Below are 18,013 nucleotides of genomic sequence, written 5' to 3'. Positions count from 1 at the left end.
TGTTCAAGGAGGCCCATTCTTCTGTGCGCCCGCGATGCCGACCAGCGAATTTGCGGTCGGCCCGGCCTCCCGGCGGGCGAGGGATAGGACACATCCCACCGGCACCGAGCGGAGCCGGTGCGCGACGGATCCGCGCCGGTCGGGGCCGGTGGGGCCCCTGATACCGGTTGAAAACGGAACGAGTGCCCCCGCCGCGCGGCCGTCCACGCGCGGGTCAGGCTTCCGGGCCGGGGCCCTCGGCGGGGTTCCGGCCCCGTAGACTCGCCGCCCGAAGGACGTCGCAGAACGCCGAGGAAGCGAGCGCAATGAACTACGCGGACACCACCGCCCCGATCTACGCCGAGCTCATACGGGAGCAGGGGGACGTGCCCGGTGATGTACGGCGGACCGCCGAAGAGGTGCTGCGCGACCTCAGCCGAGTGATCCAGATGCCCCCGGCCGGGCTCGGCCCGAACGGCGGCGCGCAGATGGCGCCCATGGCTCCGATGGCACCGATGGGTCCGCTGCGGTAACCGACGCGTTCCGCTCCCCGGGGGCGACGACGAGGGGGGGACCGTGAGCAGAGCGGGCGGCGACGGCACGGACGGCGGCGGTACGGACGGCGGCGGTACGGACGGCGGACCCTGGGGGCCGGGGGCGCACGAAGGCCACGCGGGCCACGAGCGGGTCCGGCGCAGCTACGACACGGTGGCCGAGGAGTACCTCCGCCGCATCGGCGACGAGCTGGACGCCAAGCCGCTGGACCGGGCACTGCTGTCCGCTCTGGTCGAGGAGTCCGGCGAGGACGGCGTCGTCGCCGATCTGGGCTGCGGGCCCGGGCATGTCGCCGGATGGCTGGCGGGGCACGGAGCGGCCGGGGTGGTCGGGGTCGACCTCTCCCCCGCGATGGTGGAGCTCGGCCGGGCCCGGTATCCGGCGGTCGAGTTCCGCGAGGGCGACCTGCTGCGGCTGCCGGCCCGGGACGGCGAGTTCACCTCGGCCGTCGCGCTCTATTCGCTGATCCATCTCGCACCCGACGAGCTGGCGCCCGCGCTCGCCGAGATCGGCCGGGTGCTGCGGCCCGGCGGTGCGCTGCTGCTCTCCTTCCACATCGGTGCCGAGGTGCGGCACCTCGGCGAGTGGTGGGGGCACGCGGTCGACGTGGAATTCCATTTCCTCCGGCCTGCGGCCGTCGCCGAGGCGCTGCGCGCGGCCGGCTTCCGGATCGAGGCCCACCTGGAGCGTGCCCCGTATCCGCACGAGGCCGAGACGCGGCGGGCATATCTGCTGGCGCGCCGCTCGGACTGAACACCACGCATCGGCAGCATCGGCCACGCCCGTTCGGTATACAACATCTGGTATACCAAATGGGCGTCTTCGTGTGCGCCTGTGCGCCCGATCACCCGTGCCGCGTCGAGCCGAGGAGTCCGCCCGTGCCCTCCCAGTCCGCCCCGTCTCCCCGCACCGCCACCGTCTTCCGCCGGGTCCGCCCCCTCGGCGGCCCGGCCACGGACCTCGTCGCCGTCGACGGGGTGCCGGCTGGGCGCTCGACGTGCGCCTGGACGAGGAGCTGGAGGCCTGCTTCGAGCTGGCCGCGCACGGCGGCGCGGAGCTGCTCGGGCTGCCTCGCGCGGACCTGCGGCCGGGCGCGCCCGCCGACTTCATGCTGCTGGACGGCGAGTGCGTACCGCAGGCCGTGGTCGACCTGCCGCGCCGCGAGCTCGTGGTGCGGGCGGGCCGGGTGGTGGCCCGCGACGGCGCGCTGGTGTGAGTCAGCCGGTGCGGCCTCCCAGGGTCCGCCACAGGAAGGTGTGCTCCAGGGCGCTGTTGTACGCGGTCTGCTCGTGGTCGGTGGCCCCCGCGTGGCCGCCGGCCAGGGTCTCGTGCAGCAGCACCCGGTGGCCGAGTTCGCGCAGCCGGGCGGCGGCCTTGCGGGCGTGCCCGGGGTGCACCCGGTCGTCGCGGGTCGAGGTGGTGAGCAGCACCGGCGGGTAGGGCCGGCCGGCCTCCAGGCGGTGGTACGGCGAGAGCGCGGCGAGGTGCGGCCGGTCGGCCGGGTCGTCGGGGTCTCCGTACTCGGCGATCCAGCTGGCTCCGGCGAGCAGCAGGTGGAAACGCAGCATGTCGAGCAGCGGCACGTGCGCGACGATCGCGCCGAACAGCTCGGGGCTGCGGACCAGCATGGCGCCCATCAGCAGGCCGCCGTTACTCCCGCCTGTGATGCCGAGCTGCCCGGGGGTGGTGATGCCCCGGGCGACCAGGTCGCGGGCGACGGCCTCGAAGTCCTCGTAGGCGCGCGGCCGGTCGGCCTTGAGGGCGCTGCGGTGCCACCGCGGTCCGTACTCGCCGCCGCCCCGGATGCCGGCCACCACGTACGTGCCGCCGCGGGCGAGCCAGGCACGGCCGCGCACGGTGTCGTACGAGGGGGTGAGGGAGACCTCGAATCCGCCGTAGCCGTTGAGGAGGGTGGGCCGGGGGCCCTGGTCGCGGGGGCCGACGACGGTGTACGGGACGCGGGTGCCGTCGGCCGAGACGGCGAAGTACTGGCGGGCCTCCAGGCCGGTGGCGTCGAAGCGCTCGGGGGCCTGTTTGATCGTCTCGCCCGGTGCGCCGATCTCGCCGCGGTGCAGGGTGGGCGGGACGAGGTGTCCGGTGACGGACAGGAAGTACTCGTCGCCGGTGTCGGGGTCGGTGTCGGTGAGGCCGGCCGAGGTGAGCGGCGGGATGTCGGCGAGCTCCTGGGTCTTCCAGCCGACGCCGGTGCCGGCGGTGGTGGGGTCGGCGGGCGGGGTGAGCACGTGCAGGCGGCTGGCGACGTCCTGGAGGGTCTCGACGATCAGGTGGTTGCGGGTCCATGAGTGCCCGGCGAGCGCGGTGCGGTCGTCGGGCGTGAACAGCACCTCGGGCTCGCGCCGTCCGGCGAGGAAGGTGTCGAAGCGGAAGGCGAGGAGCGTGCCCGCGGGGTGTCCGAGCCAGGGCGCCTTGGGGGTGACGAGCAGCCACTCGCGGTGCACGGACCTGTCGGCGTCCTCGGGCAGGTCGAGGCGGCGCAGCTCGCCGTCCGGGGTGAGCAGGTGGGTCTCGTGGTGCCAGAAGTCGCGGTAGCGGACGACGAAGTCGCGCTCGAATCCCTCGGTGGGGTCGTGCCAGGCGGAGACGACGAGGTCGGACTCCTGACCCTCGTGGACGAGCTCGGCCGCCTCCAGCGGGGTGCCGCGGCGCCAGCGGCGCACGGTGCGCGGATAGCCGGAGGAGGTGAGGGAGCCGGGTCCCTCGTCGGTGCCGACGAAGACGTGGTCCTCGTCGATCCAGCCGATGTCGGTCTTGGCCTCGGGGAGGGTGAACCCGTCGGTCACGAAGGCCCGTTCCGCCAGGTCGTACTCGCGCACGACCACGGCGTCGCCGCCGCCGCGGGCGAGGCTCACCAGGGCCCGCCGGTACGCGGGCCGCAGCACCTGCGCGCCCGCCCAGGTCCAGTCCTCGCCCTCCTCGGCGGCGAGCGCGTCGAGGTCGAGCAGCACGTCCCACGCGGGCGCGTCGGTGCGGTACTCGTCGAGGGTGGTGCGCCGCCAGACGCCCCGGGTGTGCTCGGCGCTCTGCCAGAAGTTGTAGAGGTACGGGCCGCGCCGCCGGGTGTACGGGATGCGGTCCGGCGCGTCGAGCACCTCCCGCAGCTCGGCGACGAGCCCGGCGAAGCCGTCCCCCTCGGCGAGCTCCGCCGCCGTCTCGGCGTTGCGCTCCCGCACCCAGGCGAGGGCGCGCTCGCCCTCGACCTCCTCCAGCCACAGGTAGGGGTCCGGGGTGCCGATGTCAGTGCCGGTGCCGGTGCCGGTGCCGGTGCCGGTGTCGGCGGTCGCGTCGCTCATGCCGACGATTGTGGACCACGCGCTCGGCGCCGGGCAGGGGCGGGCCCCGGTCGGGGTCCGCCGCGGTCTCGTGCTCAGGGCTGCGGCAGCAGTCCGAGCTGGTCCAGGAACTCCATCTGGTCGAAGTACAGCCGGTAGTCGGTGATCCTGCCGTCCTTGACGGTCGCGAGGTCCGTCCCACGCAGATTGACGGTCTTGCCCGTCGCCGGGAGCGTCTCCCCGGTGGGCAGCTGGATCGGACCCGTGTTGGCGCCGCTGAAGATCCCCTCGTCGATCGCGGTGTCGCCGGTCTCGTACTGGGTCCGCGGCGTGAAGGTCGCCTTCGGGATCGCCTCGGTCATCGTGCGCCAGTACTCCACGATCGCGTCGCGCCCCTTGATCTCGCCCTCGTCGGGGGTGAGAGCGACAGCGTCCTCCGCGTAGAGGGTGGCGATCGTCTTGAGGTCCGAGTGTGTCACCGCCTCGGTGAGACGGTCCATGACGTCGCGTGCCTCGCCCATGATCCACCTCCGTGGTCGGGATCCGGGTGGTGGCCTGTCACCTCATCTTCCCACTGGTGGGGACCCCCGGCTGAGCCGAGGGCGGTCCTCCGCGACCGGGTCACCACGCGAGCCGCCTTCGTATTGGTCCGAAATGAAACCAATCGCCGCGCCCCTCTCACCCGACTCCCCCGTCGTCCTCGGGAAGTTCACCGATCGATTACCGCACGGCTGTATACCTTTGAGCCCGGTTCCCTCATCCTGTCCTCGCGTGCCACCGGGGCACCGCGGGACACGAGAGGCGGGCGAGACGGGGCATGACTCCCATCAGCCGCAGAGGGTTCGTAGGGATCGGGGCGGGGCTCGGAGCCGGGCTGGTCGCCGGGGCGGGCGCGCCGGCCGGCGCGGCGCCGGCGGAGGCGGTGTCGGCGGAGGCGGTGTCGGCGACCGCGCAGGCGGCCTCCGGCGACATCACCGACGTCAAGCACGTGGTGATCCTCATGCAGGAGAACCGGAGCTTCGACCACTACTTCGGGCGCCTGCGTGGTGTGCGGGGATTCGGCGACCGGGCCGCGGGCAACATCCCGGGCGGCTGGGGCATGTTCAACCAGCCCAACTGGGGTGGGCGGCAGTACCCGTGGAAGCTGAGCGCCACTCCCCCGGCGGGCGGCGTGGACGGCGAGACGCTCGCGCAGTGCAACGGCGACCTGCCGCACAGCTGGGCCTCGCAGCACGCCGCGTGGAACAAGGGCCGGCTCGACAACTGGGTGATGGGCGTCGGCAACACCCGCACGCTGGGGTACCTGGACCGCGGCGACATACCCTTCCACTACGCCCTCGCCGACAACTACACCGTCTGCGACGCCTACTTCTGCTCGACGCTCAGCGCGACCGGCCCCAACCGCACCTTCCTGTGGAGCGGCAAGGTCGACGCCTCCAGCAAGGACGGCGGCGAGGAGTCCGGGCTCACCTGGGAGACGTACGCGGAGGCCCTGCAGCGCGCCGGGATGAGCTGGAAGGTCTACCAGAACGCCCAGGACAACTACGGCGACAACGGCCTGGCCTATTTCAAGAGGTTCACCGACGCCCGGCCGGGCGACCCGCTGTACGACCGGGGCATGGGCTCGGTGCCGAGGGTCACCGGCTCGACGCCGGACGACATCGCCGCCGCGATCCGCGCCGACGTGGTCGCCGGCACCCTGCCGCAGGTGTCGTGGGTGGTGGCCGGCGAGGCCTTCTCCGAGCACCCGTACGCCCCGCCCGGCGACGGCGCCCACTTCGTGAACCTGGTGTACCAGGCGCTCGCGGCGAACCCGGAGGTCTTCGACTCCACCGTCCTGTTCCTCAACTACGACGAGAACGACGGCTTCTTCGACCACGTTCCGCCGCCGGTCGCGCCGCCCGGCACGGCGGGCGAGTACATCGACGGGGTGCCGATCGGCCTCGGCTACCGGGTCCCGATGATCGTCATGTCCCCGTGGACCCGGGGCGGCTGGGTGAGCTCCGAGGTCTTCGACCACACCTCGGTGCTGCGCTTCATGGAGGTCTGGACGGCCGCCCTGGGCACCCCGGCGTCCTGCCCGAACATCAGCGCCTGGCGCCGCAAGGTGACCGGCGACCTGACCGGCGTCTTCGACTTCGCCCACCCGGTGTACGGGGTGCCGGCGAACCTGCCGTCGACCGCCAAGGTGATCGGGCAGTCCACCTGCGGCCCGCTGCCGAACCCGGTGCCGCAGGACAACGCCCTGCCGCCGCAGGAGCCGGGCACACGACCGGCGCGCGCCGTGCCGTACCAGGTCAACGGCAATCTGGACCGCTTCGAGTTCGGGGCCGCAGGCAAGATCCTCACGTGGTTCTCGATGACCAACCAGGGCACCGAGGCGCGCCGGTCCGCGCACTTCTCGATCCACCCGCACCAGTACCGGGACACGGCCGCCTGGCAGTACACGGTGGACCCGGGCACGACGGCCACCGACTACTTCAACATCGGGTTCGGCTCGGGCTCCGGGAAGTACGACATCTCGATGATGGGCCCGAACCGCTTCCTGCGCCGCTTCATCGGCGACGCCTCCAAGGCGGGCAAGGACATCGAGGTCGCGGCGCGCTACGCGACGGAGCCGGGCACCGGGAAGACGGCGATCTGGTTCAGGATGACCAACAACGCGTCCACCGCGGTCACCTTCACCATCCGCTCCGACGCCTACCGGTCGGACGGCCCCTGGACGTACACCGTGCCGGCGAAGTCGTCCCGCGAGGACTACTTCAACGCGGTCGCCTACACGAACGGGTGGTACGACTTCACGGTCCTCGCCGACATCGACGGCACCTGGTCGCGCCGCTACACCGGCCACATCGAGACGGGCGCGCCCAGCATCACCGGCAGCTGAGCGCCCTCGTCCGCAAGCCCCGGCGCGCGGTTCGGCGCCGGGGCGGCAGGACCGCGCGGCCCGACCCCGCCAGCCCCGCCACCCCCAGTCACCCTTTTGCCGGATATGGATGATTTCCGCATGATGGGTTCGGTTAGTCAGGCTGGGAGGGCCGCCGACGGCCCGCAGGCAGGACAAGGCGTGGAAAGGCGGTCTTTCACCGTGTCTCGACCGAGAATCCTCGTGGTGGGCGCCGGTTTCGCCGGGGTGGGGTGCGTACGGCGCCTCGAACGGCGGCTGACCCCGCGGGAGGCCGCGATCTCGCTGCTCTCGCCCTTCTCGTACCAGCTCTACCTGCCGCTGCTGCCGCAGGTCGCGTCCGGCGTGCTCACTCCGCAGTCGGTCGCGCTCTCACTGCGGCGCAGCGAGAAGCACCGCACCCGCATCATCCCCGGCGGCGCGATCGGCGTCGACACCGAGGCCAAGGTCGTGGTGGTGCGCACCCTCGCCGGAGAGACGGAGACCGAGCCGTACGACCATCTGGTCCTGGCCCCGGGCAGCGTCACCCGCACCTTCGACATCCCCGGTCTGGCCGAGCACGCCCGGGGCATGAAGACGCTCGCCGAGGCCGCGTACGTCCGCGACCACGTGATCGCCCAGCTGGACCTGGCGGACGCGAGCCAGGACGAGGCCGAGCGGGCCGCGCGGCTGCAGTTCGTGGTGGTGGGCGGCGGGTACGCGGGCACCGAGACGGCCGCGTGTCTCCAGTTGCTCACCCACAACGCGGTGAAGCGCTATCCGCGGCTCGACCCGAAGCTGATCCGGTGGCACCTGGTCGACATCGCGCCCACGTTGATGCCCGAGCTCGGGCCCAAGCTCGGTGGCGCGGCCCTGGAGATCCTGCGCAAGCGCGGGATCGAGGTCTCGCTCGGTGTGTCGGTGGCCTCGGTGGACGACGAGAACGTGACGCTCACCGACGGGCGGGTGCTGCCCAGCCGCACCCTGATCTGGACGGCCGGGGTCGCGGCGAGCCCGCTCATCGGCACGCTCGGCGCCGAGACGATGCGCGGCCGGCTCGTGGTCGGCGCGGACATGGTGGTCCCGGGGCTGCCCGGGGTGTACGCGCTGGGCGACGCGGCGGCCGTGCCGGACCTGGCGAAGGGCGAGGAGGGCGCGATCTGTCCCCCGACCGCCCAGCACGCCATGCGCCAGGGCAAGGTGATCGCCGACAACCTGGTCGCGACGCTGCGCGGCGAGCCGACCCGGCCGTATGTGCACAAGGACCTCGGCCTGGTGGTGGACCTCGGCGGGCTCGACGGGGTCTCCAAGCCGCTGGGCATCGAGCTGCACGGCATGCCGGCGCAGGCGGTGGCCCGCGGCTACCACTGGGCGGCGCTTCGCACCAATGTGGCCAAGACCCGGGTGATGACCAACTGGCTGCTCAACGCGGTCGCCGGCGACGACTACGTGCGCACCGGCTTCCTCGCCTCGAAGGCGGGCACGCTGCGGGACTTCGAGTACACCGACGCCTATCTCACCCCCGAGCAGGTCCGCGAGCACACCGCCTCGCTGCGGACCGCCGCCTCCTGACCGGGGCGCGGCTCAGGGCCGCGTGCGACGCGGCGGCGAGCAGTTGCGCGGCCACCGCGGTGAGCAGTCCCGCGGCGGCCGAGCGGGTCAGGAGCGGCCCCGCGAGGGCCGCACCCAGCGCGAAGGCGGTGATCTTCACGCTGGCGCCGGTGGTGAACACCTGGGCCCGCAGCCCTTCCGGTGCCTCGCGGTGCCGCACCGCGAACAGGGCGGTGAGCTGCGGGCCTTCGGCGGCCCCGGCCAGGAGGGCGGCGGCGACGAGGAGCCCGGGGAGGTCCGCGGCGGCCGCCCCGGAAGCCGTCGCGAACGCGCCGGCGAGGACCAGCGGCGCGGCCCACAGCACGGTGTCGGGCCGGGGAGGCCGGCGCAGGCGGGTGAGCACCGCGCCGGCACCGAGGGCGGCGAGCGCGGTGCAGCCGAGCAGCAGCGAACCGTCGCCCGGTCCGCCGAGGACCCGTGCCCCGAGCAGGGGCACGCAGGCGACGAACACTCCCTGGCCGAGGCAGGAGAGCGTCGAGCCGACCGTGGCCCGGGCCAGCGGCAGGGAGCGCGCGAGGCCGGCGAAGCCGCGTCCGAGATCGCGTACCAGCGCTCGTACGGTCACCGGCCCGGCCGGCCCCCGGCGCTGGGGCGGCAGGCCCCGGACGGCGGGCACGGCGAGCAGGATCAGCGCGGCGGCGGCGAGGACGGCGGCCGGCGCGCCGGTCAGCCGGCCGAGGAGTCCCGCCAGGGCAGGTCCGAGCAGGCTCGCGGCGCTGTACGTCATGGCGTCGAGGGCGTGGATCCGGTGCAGGCGCTCGGGCGGTGCCGCCGCGGCCAGTCGGGCGGTCCAGCCGCCGGCGAGGGCGGGCGCGAGGGTGCCCGCGGCCAGCGCGAGGAGCAGGGTGAGCGGGAACGGCGCGTGGCCGAGGCTGAGCAGTACGGCGACCAGGCCGGTCGCGTAGAGGGCGAGGCAGGCGGCGAGCAGCCGTCCGGGACGTGCGGCGCGGTCCAGGAGCGCGCCGAGGACCGGTCCGCCGAGCGCGGCGGCGGCCGTGATGCCGGCGAGCAACGCGGACGCCGTGGCCGCCGCTCCGGCTCCCGGTACGCGTCCCGCTCCGGCCTCCGGACCCGCTCCCCCGTAGCCGAGGAGGAGCAGCGCGGGGCCGGACATCTCGTCGCCGGTGCGCGCGGTCGCGGCGCCGGCGAGGAGGCGCCGGGTCCGGCGGGTTCCGTCGTCACTTCCCTGGTCGCTTCGCACCGGCACGACGCTACGCAGGTAACTGAGAACTCCACAACATGCGTTACATTCGCCGTATGCCTCCCGCTCCGGACGAGGATTCCGTCCGCCATTCCGTCCTCGCCAACGCCCTGCGCGCCGCCGACCTGGTCAACGTCCTGTGCCGGCCGGACCCGCGACCGTCGCGGCTCGACGAGGTCACGCGCGTGCTGCGCGCGTACGGCGAGAGCGAGCCGCTCGGGCTCGCCGACGAGGACCTGCCGGGACTGCGGGAGGCGGCCGGGGCGCTCCGCCCCGTGTTCGCGGCGGACGACGTCGACGCGGCGGCACGGGAACTCAACGTGCTGCTCGCCGAACGGACCGGCCCGCTGCGGCTCACCACGCACGGCGGTGCGAGTGCCTGGCATCCGCATGTGGACGGCGACGACGACGCCCCGTGGGCGGAGTGGTTCCTCGCCTCGTCCTGTCTCGCGCTCGCCGTGCTCCTGTGGGAGCGGGGTCGCGCACCGGGCGGGGTGTGCGCCTCGGCCGCCTGCGCGGACGTGTTCGTCCCCCGGGGCAGTGGCCGGGAGCGCCGCCGCTACTGCTCGCGCCGGTGCGCCACCCGCGAGCGGGTCGCGGCGCACCGGCGGGCCAGAGCGGACGGGACGGCCGCGACGGATCAGATGTCGATCACGCGGTAGGCGATCGTGTAGACGCCGCCGGAGCCCTCCAGGGAGCGGTACTGGACCTCGGCGCCGACCTCGCTGCCGGTCACGAGGGTCGCGCCCAGCTTGTCGGAACCGAAGGTGTCCTTGTCCCACAGGGTGAGGGTCCGGGCCTGCTCGCGGCCGAGGATCAGCGCCGAGCTGCCGTTGCCGTCGGTCAGGGACCGGACATAGCCGGAACCCATGGTCTGGTACGAGATGCCGTTGCCGGGCCACACCTTGACCTGGTTGCCGTTGGCGTCGGTGATGTTGAGGTAGGCCTCGTCGTGGTTGCCCTCGCTGTTCTGGTGGCAGGTCAGCTCCAGAAGCTCGATCTTCACGTAGTCGATCGGCTCCGCCTGGGCGGTGCCGGCGAAGACCCCGAGGCTGCCGAGTCCGAGCAGCGCGGCGGCGGCCATCCGGACGGTGCGGCTCTTGCTCATGGTGGTTCTCCCCCTTGTCGTGACGTCACCTCAGGTGACGTGCGGTGTGCGTCCCCGCCGTCGCGGCGGGTCCGGTTCGTGCCGTTCCCCCCGGCACGTCCCTCACTGTGCCCGGCCCGCGGGGGCCGGTTCTACGCGCGTTCCGCTGGACGGAACAGCGCGGCGGGAACCACCTCGGGCATCCCCCGGGCGAGGCCGCGGGCCAGCGCTCCGGCCGCCTCGGCGACCGCCTCGGCCAGCGGTTCCAGTGCCCTTCCGGCACGGATCATGCCGGCGACCGCGGCCACGGTCCGGCCGTCCGGGGCCCGTACGGGCAGGGCCGCGCAGCACACCCCGGCCATCACGTCCTCGCGGTCGAGCACGGCCCCCGCGCGCCGGGGCCCGCGCAGTGCCAGGCCCGCCGCCGTGTCGAGGCGGAAGCCGACCCCGTCGCGCACCGGCACCACGGGCTCCAGCTCCCCCGGCACCGAACTCACCGTCAGGGCCTGGTCCTCCCGCATCACGACGAGCAGCACACTCGCCCCGGTCGTGGCCCGCAGCCGGTGCAGCGGCAGCCGGGCGGCGGCCCGCAGCCCCGGGTGCGGCTCCCAGGCGAGCCCGAGGCGGTAGAGCTGCGGGCCGACCCGGTACCGCCGGTCGCGGCGCTCGACGGCGCCGACGGCCACGAGCTGGTCGAGCAGCCGGTGCGCAGTGCCCTTCGGCACCCCGCAGGCCAGCGCGAGTTCGGTGACGCCCGCCGGGTCGTCGCCATGTCTCCGTAACGCCTCCAGAAGGGCGAACGCCCCTTCCAGCACACCCCGGCCGCCCCGGGTCGCGGAGTCCCCGCGTCCCGGCGTGCTGCTGTGACCCGGCGTGCTTCTGTGACCCGGCGTTTCGGCGTGCTCCATGTGTCCCCCTGGACCGCTCCCGCCCGGCCGCGGACCCCCGACGGCGCGGCTCCGGACGCAGGGGACACCATGCGGCAGAACGGACGTACCGGCCAAGCCTTTTCACGGCGTGGCGCGGACGGCGTGGCGCGGGCGCGTGCCGTGCACGGCCTGGGACACCGCGCCGCACCTGGGTGCCGCTCAGCCGGCGAGCACCGTCGCGGGGCCCATGACGACGACCGGTTCGCGGGCCGGGTCGAGGGCGCGCAGCAGCTCCGTCATGTGCTCGCGGGGCAGGGAGACGCAGGCCTGGGTGGGACCGCCGTGGTCGACGTGGATCCACACCCCGCCGCCGGCCTCCGGGCCGAGCGGGCGCTCCTTGTCGAGCGGGGTGGTGCCCGGGATCCGGTTGTAGTCGATGGCGACGACGTAGTCGAAGGAGCCCTCCAGGGGCTCGCCGAGGAAACCGGTGCCCGAGACGGCGAACTCCTCGTCCTGGTCGTACGGGAGGCGCGCGCCGGGATCGGGCAGGCGGCCGCCCGCGTCGCCGATCCGGAAGACGCCGATGGGTGAGCGCAGGTCGCCCGCCGTGTGCTCGTCGGTCCAGCCGCGCAGGGCGTTGTGCCCGGTCCAGGGCCCTGCGGTGCGGTGCCAGCGGCCCGCCGCGTCCCGCTGGTGGAGCACGGCGGTGGCCATGTTGCCGTCAGGGCCGTCGCCGGTCACCACGAGGACCTGGGTGGTGCCGTCGGGGATCCGGCCGTGGGTCTGCGGGCCGATGCCGGGGATACGCGCCGGCGCCCGGTTCGCGGCGTCCGGCCTTGCCTGGGCGGGCGGTGTGGGGGCGGGCGGCGCTGCGGCGGGCGGCGCGGGCCTCGGCTCCCCGGCGGCGCAGCCGGTGAGGACGCCGGCCAGCACCAGAGCCGAGGACAGGGTGCGGGTCAGGAGGGTGACGGTGGTGCCCTTGCGGACGGGCATGGGGAGGGCTCCTCCGGGGCTCGGGGCAATGCCGGGATCCGTACCCGGCGGGCGGCCCCCCTGTCGCCGGGCCCGGGCCGCCTCACCCGTCCGGGCGAGGCCGGATTGCGGTTGACGGTCCGTGAGGGGGTGGGGCGGGAAGCCCGGATGACCGAGCTGCACGAGCCGCACGAGCCGACGCCGTGCCGTTCGTGGCGCTGCGGCTCGTCGACGAGGCGCCGGCCGGGGACGCGTAACCCCCTGGACGACGGCCCCGGGGATACGGCATCCTCGGGGCATGATCAAGAGAATCGAGCACCCCACCAGCCGGTGAGCGCCCAGGACGAGCGCGGAGCGCTCACCGACCGGCCCTCGCTGTACGCCTACGCCCTGAGCCTGATCGAAGCCGGTCCCCGAGAGGGCCCCGCTTCCGGCGCGGTCATTCGCCGCCAGGGTTTCCCGTTGCCCGACGAGCCACCGCTGCCGAACGGCCCCCGACTGCGCGGCAAGAACGGCTTCGCCGCTGTCCGGGCGGCCCTCGGCCCACTGCTCGCCGGACCCGACACCCCCGAGGCGGCCGAGGAGATCCACCGCCGCCTCACCGAACTCCCCATGCACAACGGCCCGGTGGTCGGCGCGGTCCTCGCCATGCCACTGGACGATCCGGCGGCGGCCCGCGCGCTGGCCCGCCGCCTGGTACGCACCGGCACGCACAGCACCCCCGTGAGCGTCGGGCTCGCGCTGCTCCGGCGGCTGGGCGAGCCCGAGGACATACCGGTGCTGCGGGCACTGACCCACCTCGACGGACTGCACGGGCTCGCGCTCACCGCCCTCGAACCGCTCGACCCGCGCACCGCCGCGCTGCGCTGGCTGGACCTCCGGGTGCGGGAGACCGACCGCCTGCGCCCCTTCGTGGACGCGTTGCTCTCCGGCGGGGCGCGCGACCCGCGGGCGTTGCTGATCGGGCTGCCGCTCGACGTGGGCACGGTCGGCCCCGCCCCCGCCCGGCGGATCGCCGAGGCGACCGGCCTCGCCGGGCTGCTGCGCCGCGAGCCGGTAGACCCGCGGCTGGTCGCCCGCGCGGCCCGGCTGCTCGTACGGATGGCGAGCCCGCGCGACTACGCGGCCGAAGTCCGCACGTACCGCGAGGCGGTGGAGGTGTGCGAACTCGTGGTCCGGCGTTCCTCCACGCTCCCGCCGTGCGTCGAGCACGCCGCCGTCCTGCTCTCGCTCGCCGTCGACCTGCACAGCGGGCCGACCCGGCTGCTGCCCTGGCGGGACGGACAGGTCGAGCAACTGCTCGACGCACTCGGTGCGCTGCTCCACTCCCCCGAGTGGGAGGGCGCGTTCACCAGGCCGGACGCCGACGCCTCCCCGGCGGTTCGACGCCGGGCGGAGTGGCTGCGCTACACCCGGGACCGGGTGTTCCAGGACCCGCCGCCGGGCGGCCGACTGCGGATCGAGGTCCTTTCGCACGACCCGGACGACGACGACCCGCTGGAGACCCGCTTCCTGCTCGACGGCGAGCCGCTGGTGCCCGCGGTCTTCGGGCGCGGCGCAGGCCACTCCCCGGAGTACCTATTCGGCGACGAGCGGCTGCGGGCGACGGAGGAGCCCCGGGAGGTGCAGCTCGCCGAGGCCTGGTGCTCGGAAGGCTGCTGCGGCGCGCTGTGGGTGACCATCGCGCGCGAGGGTGACGAGGTGGTGTGGCGGGACTGGCGGCACCCGGAGCGGCTGCCGGGCGGCGAGCCCGCGCCCGTACTCCCCGCGTACCGTTTCGACGCGGTCTCGTACGACGCGGAGCTCGCCCGGACGACCGCGGAGAACCGCTGGTCCTGGCCGGCCCGGACCCTCGCACGACTGGTCAGGGAAAGTCTGAACGCACGCCGGGAACTCCTGGGACGCTGGGACTGCCGCCTCCAGTACGCCGTGTCCCCCACCCGCACGCCGGACAGCGCCGAGGTGTGGTTCCTCTACCGGCCCGGCACCTTCGAGGGCACGGAGGACAAGAACGGTCCCTGGATCCAGTTCGTCTGGTACCTGCCCGACGACGGCTCGCCACCGGCCGAGCGCGCGGCGGCCGCGCTGCGCCGGCTCGCGGCGGAGGACCCGCGTGCGTACGCCACCTGCGTGGGTGGTGTTCGGTGACCGGGCCACCCGGGCCAACTCCGACGCTGTACTGACGATCCGTCAGATCTGCCTCGTCGCACCTCTGGGAACCTCGCGCGCCCGGCGCTACCCTCCGCGCATGATTCCGACCGTGGTATGGGGAACCGGAAATGTCGGGCGCGCGGCCATCCGGGCCGTCGACGCCCATCCGGCGCTCGCGCTCTCGGCCGTTCTCGTCGCGAACCCCGCCAAGGTCGGCCGCGACGCGGGCGAGCTCGCCGGGCTCGGGCGCGTGCTCGGGGTGGCCGCCCGGGACGACGTCGAGGCCGTGCTCGCCGAGGACCCGGGCGCCGTGGTGTACGCGGCGTCCGGGGACGTGCGCCCGGACGAGGCGCTCGCCGACGTGGTCCGGGCGGTGCGGGCAGGGGCGGTCGTGGTGACGCCCTCGCTCTATCCGCTCTACGACCACCGGAACGCGCCGCCCGAGTTCCGGGACCCGGTGCTCGCGGCGGTGAAGGAGGGCGGCGGTTCGCTGTTCGCCTCGGGTGTGGACCCGGGCTGGGGCAACGACGTGCTGCCGCTGCTCGTGAGCGGTCTGGGCAGCACGGTGGAGGCGATCCGCTGCCAGGAGATCTTCGACTACTCGACGTACGAGCAGGAGGAGTCGGTGCGCTTCCTGGTCGGCATGGGCCGGCCGATGGACTACGAGCCGCCGATGCTGCTGCCGTCCGTACCGACCATGGTGTGGGGCGGGCAGCTGCGGCTGATGGCGCGAGCGCTGGGCGTCGAACTGGACGAGATCCGGGAGACGCTGGAGCGGCGACCCCTTGAGGCGCCGGTGCGGACCCGCACCATGGGCGGGTTCGCGGCCGGCACCCAGGGCGCGGTGCGCTTCGAGGTACAGGGGATCGTCGGCGGCGAGCCGCGTCTGGTGATCGAGCATGTGACGCGGATCCATCCGGACTGCGCACCGGACTGGCCGGTGCCGCCGGACGGTTCGGGGGCGCACCGGGTGATCGTGGAGGGGCGGCCGCGGATCGAGGTGACGGTCGAGGCCTCGGACGAGGGTGAGAACCGTTCGGCGGGCGGGAACGCGACCGCGGTGGGACGGCTCGTGGGGGCCGTCGACTGGCTGGTGGAGGCGGAGCCGGGACTCTACGACGCGCTGGACGTGCCGTTGCGCCCGGCGGTGGGAAAGCTGGGAAGGAGCACGCGGTGATCATCGACATTCCCGAGGGGCGGGAGCCGATCGGGTACGTATGGGGCGACATGGTCCCCGGGATCGGGATGGCGGCGGCGAACTTCTCGCTGTCGGTGTACGCCCACACGACGCTCGGACTGCGCGAGTTCGAGGCGGCGCGGCTGCGGATCGCGCAGATCAACGGCTGCCGCTTCTGCCTGGACTGGCGGACGGACCGGGACGGGGAGAAGGTCGAGGAGTCCTTCGCGGACGCGGTCGCGGAGTGGCGTACGGCGGAGGTCTTCGACGAGCGGACGCGGCTCGCGGCGGAGTACGCGGAGCGGTACGCCCTGGACCACCACGGCCTGGACGAGGAGTTCTGGGCGCGGATGACGGGCGCGTACAGCCAGGTGGAGATCGTGGAGCTGACGATGAGTCTGGGGTCGTGGCTGGCGTTCGGCCGGCTCAACCGGGTCCTCGGGCTCGACACGGTGTGCGTGCTGCCGACGCACTGACACGGTGCACGGCGAAGGGGCCGGCCGGGACTCCCCGGCCGGCCCCCTCGCCGTGCGCCGCACCCGTCACAGGTCGGTGGCGATGATCTTCTCGATGTTGCGTTCGGCCAGCGCCGTGATGGTGACGAACGGATTGACGCTGGTGCTGCCGGGGATGAGGGCGCCGTCGATGACGTACAGGCCGTCGTAGCCGTGCAGCCGTCCGTAGTTGTCGGTGGCCTCGCCGAGGACGGCGCCGCCGAGCGGGTGGTACGTGAGATGGTCGCCCCAGATCTTGTAGGCGCCGAAGAGGTCCGTCCGGTAGATCGTCCCCTCCTTGGCGTTGATCTTGTCGAAGATGCTCTTGGCCGCGTCGATGGAGGTCTGCTTCCAGGCCCGGTCCCAGTTGAGGTCGACCCGGCCGGCGGCGGCGTTCCAGGTGAACTCTGCACGGTGCGGGGTGCGGGTGATGGAGAGGTAGAAGGACGCATAGGTCTCGATGCCGGTGGGCAGTGGGGCGACCTCGGCGAAGGCGCCGCCGGCGTCCCAGTTGTCGATGCCGGCGGTGGGCATGGCGGACTGGAGCTTGCCGGTGGGATCCCACATGTGGTTGGCCCGGCCGCACATGACGTTGCCGTTGTCGCCCCAGTTCTTCCCGACCCGGTCGTTGAGGGCGGGCAGGGCGCCGGTGGCCTTCAAGCGGGTGAGCAGCTTGCTGGTGCCGACGCTGCCGGCGGCGAAGAACACCCGGTCGGCGGTGACGGTCTTGGTCTCGACGGTGGTGCCGGTGGTGTCGATGCGTTCGACGGCGACGGTGTAGCCGCCGTCGGCCGCCGGGGTGACCGTGGTGACCCTGTGGAGCGGCGAGACCGCGACCCGGCCGGTGGCGGCGGCCCGGGCGAGGTAGGTCTTCTGCAGGCTCTTCTTACCGTGGTTGTTGCCGTAGATGACCTCGCCATCGAGGGCGGACCTGGGGACGGCGCCGGCGGCCTCCTGCTTCATGTAGTCCCAGTCGTAGACGTTGGGCACGAAGACGAAGGGGAAGCCGGAGCGCTGGGCGTGCTTGCGGCCGACGCGTGCGTACTGGTAGCAGTCGGCGTTCTCCCACCAGGTCTGGTCGACCTCGGTGACGCCGAGTCCGGCGTTGGCGCGCGGGTAGTAGGTGGCGTACATCTCGGCGGGGTCGACGGTGGGCAGCAGGCTCGGGAACACCTCGCGGCGCGGGGTGACGGCCATGCCGCCGTTGACGAGGGAGCCGCCGCCGAGGCCGCGGCCCTGGTAGACGGTGATCCCGGCGAAGTCCTCGGCGTCGAGGATGCCGGTGTAGCGGGGCACGTCCTTGTCGAGCGGGAAGCCGAGGAACTGGCTCAGCGGCTGCTTGGTGCGGGTGCGCAGCCAGAAGGACCGGTAGTCGGGCCTGGTGGTGTTGGCGAAGATCTTCCCGTCGGACCCGGGAGTGTCCCAGGCCATGCCCATCTCGACGAGATGGACGTCGACGCCTGCCTGGGCGAGCCGGAGAGCGGCGACGGAGCCGCCGTACCCGGATCCGATGACGAGGGCGGGGACGCGGGCTCCGGAGGGGATGGGCGCGAGGGCGGCGGTGACCTCGGCGGGGGTGGCGGCGCTCGTCGCGGTGGTGTGCCCGGCGAGCGCCAGGCCACCCAGAATGGAACCGGTTCCACTGACGAACCGACGGCGGGTCAGGCCTCTGGAACCCGAGGCCGAAAAGGATCTGTCACTCATGTGATGTTCCTCACCCTGGGGGGTAATGGGAACATGTTC

At 73.6% G+C, this 18,013-nt stretch carries 15 protein-coding genes and 1 pseudogene; 9 read left to right on the top strand and 7 right to left on the bottom strand.

Going from position 1 to position 18,013, the window contains the following annotated elements; translation table 11 throughout:
* The first annotated feature begins 305 nt into the window (after nucleotides 1-305).
* The 3 genes and pseudogenes from AB0M18_RS20520 to AB0M18_RS20510 form a co-directional block, all read left to right on the top strand.
* A complete protein-coding gene (locus AB0M18_RS20520; protein ID WP_365759944.1) occupies nucleotides 306-512 on the top strand; it encodes a hypothetical protein in 207 nt (68 codons plus the stop codon).
* Nucleotides 513-555: 43 nt separating this feature from the next.
* Nucleotides 556-1,287, top strand: a complete 732-nt coding sequence (locus tag AB0M18_RS20515) for a class I SAM-dependent methyltransferase (RefSeq protein WP_365759942.1) — start codon at nucleotides 556-558, stop codon at nucleotides 1,285-1,287.
* Nucleotides 1,288-1,528: 241 nt separating this feature from the next.
* Nucleotides 1,529-1,750, top strand: a pseudogene (locus tag AB0M18_RS20510) (cytosine deaminase); the annotation flags it as partial.
* Nucleotide 1,751: 1 nt separating this feature from the next.
* On the opposite strand, the gene AB0M18_RS20505 reads toward AB0M18_RS20510, so the two are convergent.
* Entirely contained in the window at nucleotides 1,752-3,845 is a 2,094-nt protein-coding gene (locus tag AB0M18_RS20505) for a prolyl oligopeptidase family serine peptidase (RefSeq protein WP_365759939.1), read from the bottom strand.
* 74 nt (nucleotides 3,846-3,919) lie between these two features.
* Complete coding sequence (locus AB0M18_RS20500) at nucleotides 3,920-4,345, bottom strand: nuclear transport factor 2 family protein (protein WP_365759937.1); 426 nt, start codon at nucleotides 4,343-4,345, stop codon at nucleotides 3,920-3,922.
* A 296-nt stretch (nucleotides 4,346-4,641) separates the two neighbouring features.
* Between AB0M18_RS20500 and AB0M18_RS20495 the strand changes: the two genes are divergently transcribed.
* Entirely contained in the window at nucleotides 4,642-6,711 is a 2,070-nt protein-coding gene (locus AB0M18_RS20495; protein ID WP_365759935.1) for a phosphocholine-specific phospholipase C, read from the top strand.
* A 201-nt stretch (nucleotides 6,712-6,912) separates the two neighbouring features.
* Nucleotides 6,913-8,280 (top strand): NAD(P)/FAD-dependent oxidoreductase, encoded by a 1,368-nt coding sequence (locus AB0M18_RS20490; protein ID WP_365759933.1) that lies wholly within the window; start codon nucleotides 6,913-6,915, stop codon nucleotides 8,278-8,280.
* Here the strand turns inward: AB0M18_RS20490 and AB0M18_RS20485 are convergent.
* A complete protein-coding gene (locus AB0M18_RS20485) occupies nucleotides 8,225-9,520 on the bottom strand; it encodes an MFS transporter (RefSeq protein ID WP_365759930.1) in 1,296 nt (431 codons plus the stop codon). The genes AB0M18_RS20490 and AB0M18_RS20485 overlap by 56 nt on opposite strands.
* Before the next feature lie 56 nt (nucleotides 9,521-9,576).
* Here AB0M18_RS20485 and AB0M18_RS20480 point away from each other — a divergent pair, with 56 nt between their 5' ends.
* Nucleotides 9,577-10,182 carry a CGNR zinc finger domain-containing protein gene (locus tag AB0M18_RS20480; protein WP_365759928.1) on the top strand — a complete coding sequence of 202 codons (606 nt, stop codon included), beginning with the start codon at nucleotides 9,577-9,579 and terminating at the stop codon, nucleotides 10,180-10,182.
* On the opposite strand, the gene AB0M18_RS20475 is transcribed toward AB0M18_RS20480, so the two are convergent.
* From AB0M18_RS20475 to AB0M18_RS20465, 3 genes are all read right to left on the bottom strand, one after another.
* Entirely contained in the window at nucleotides 10,161-10,628 is a 468-nt protein-coding gene (locus tag AB0M18_RS20475; RefSeq protein ID WP_365759926.1) for a hypothetical protein, read from the bottom strand. The genes AB0M18_RS20480 and AB0M18_RS20475 overlap by 22 nt on opposite strands.
* Before the next feature lie 131 nt (nucleotides 10,629-10,759).
* Nucleotides 10,760-11,422, bottom strand: coding sequence for a helix-turn-helix domain-containing protein (locus AB0M18_RS20470; protein WP_365759924.1), 663 nt, complete (start codon nucleotides 11,420-11,422; stop codon nucleotides 10,760-10,762).
* Between the two features lie 273 nt (nucleotides 11,423-11,695).
* A complete protein-coding gene (locus tag AB0M18_RS20465) occupies nucleotides 11,696-12,469 on the bottom strand; it encodes a hypothetical protein (protein ID WP_365759922.1) in 774 nt (257 codons plus the stop codon).
* Nucleotides 12,470-12,778: 309 nt separating this feature from the next.
* Here AB0M18_RS20465 and AB0M18_RS20460 point away from each other — a divergent pair, with 309 nt between their 5' ends.
* From AB0M18_RS20460 to AB0M18_RS20450, 3 genes are all read left to right on the top strand, one after another.
* Nucleotides 12,779-14,596, top strand: coding sequence for a hypothetical protein (locus AB0M18_RS20460; protein ID WP_365759920.1), 1,818 nt, complete (start codon nucleotides 12,779-12,781; stop codon nucleotides 14,594-14,596).
* 100 nt (nucleotides 14,597-14,696) lie between these two features.
* Nucleotides 14,697-15,776, top strand: coding sequence for a dihydrodipicolinate reductase (locus AB0M18_RS20455; protein ID WP_365759918.1), 1,080 nt, complete (start codon nucleotides 14,697-14,699; stop codon nucleotides 15,774-15,776).
* Entirely contained in the window at nucleotides 15,773-16,252 is a 480-nt protein-coding gene (locus AB0M18_RS20450) for a carboxymuconolactone decarboxylase family protein (protein WP_365759916.1), read from the top strand. Before AB0M18_RS20455 ends, AB0M18_RS20450 begins: the two co-directional genes overlap by 4 nt.
* Nucleotides 16,253-16,318: 66 nt before the next feature.
* Here the strand turns inward: AB0M18_RS20450 and AB0M18_RS20445 are convergent, their stop codons facing one another.
* Nucleotides 16,319-17,974: a GMC oxidoreductase gene (locus tag AB0M18_RS20445; RefSeq protein ID WP_365759914.1), complete on the bottom strand. Its 1,656-nt coding sequence runs from the start codon at nucleotides 17,972-17,974 to the stop codon at nucleotides 16,319-16,321.
* Between the last annotated feature and the right edge of the window lie 39 nt (nucleotides 17,975-18,013).

Source organism: Streptomyces sp. NPDC051909 (genome assembly GCF_040681095.1).
Taxonomy (GTDB): Bacteria; Actinomycetota; Actinomycetes; order Streptomycetales; family Streptomycetaceae; genus Streptomyces.
This window is presented reverse-complemented; position numbering and strand designations above follow the sequence as displayed.

What these genes read in the sequence shown, in the direction of transcription:
- AB0M18_RS20520 (WP_365759944.1), top strand. Translation starts at nt 306, where the DNA reads ATGAACTACGCGGACACCACCGCCCCGATCTACGCCGAGCTCATACGG.
- AB0M18_RS20505 (WP_365759939.1), bottom strand. Translation starts at nt 3,845, where the DNA reads ATGAGCGACGCGACCGCCGACACCGGCACCGGCACCGGCACCGGCACC.
- AB0M18_RS20500 (WP_365759937.1), bottom strand. Translation starts at nt 4,345, where the DNA reads ATGGGCGAGGCACGCGACGTCATGGACCGTCTCACCGAGGCGGTGACA.
- AB0M18_RS20495 (WP_365759935.1), top strand. Translation starts at nt 4,642, where the DNA reads ATGACTCCCATCAGCCGCAGAGGGTTCGTAGGGATCGGGGCGGGGCTC.
- AB0M18_RS20480 (WP_365759928.1), top strand. Translation starts at nt 9,577, where the DNA reads ATGCCTCCCGCTCCGGACGAGGATTCCGTCCGCCATTCCGTCCTCGCC.
- AB0M18_RS20475 (WP_365759926.1), bottom strand. Translation starts at nt 10,628, where the DNA reads ATGAGCAAGAGCCGCACCGTCCGGATGGCCGCCGCCGCGCTGCTCGGA.
- AB0M18_RS20465 (WP_365759922.1), bottom strand. Translation starts at nt 12,469, where the DNA reads ATGCCCGTCCGCAAGGGCACCACCGTCACCCTCCTGACCCGCACCCTG.
- AB0M18_RS20455 (WP_365759918.1), top strand. Translation starts at nt 14,697, where the DNA reads ATGATTCCGACCGTGGTATGGGGAACCGGAAATGTCGGGCGCGCGGCC.
- AB0M18_RS20445 (WP_365759914.1), bottom strand. Translation starts at nt 17,974, where the DNA reads ATGAGTGACAGATCCTTTTCGGCCTCGGGTTCCAGAGGCCTGACCCGC.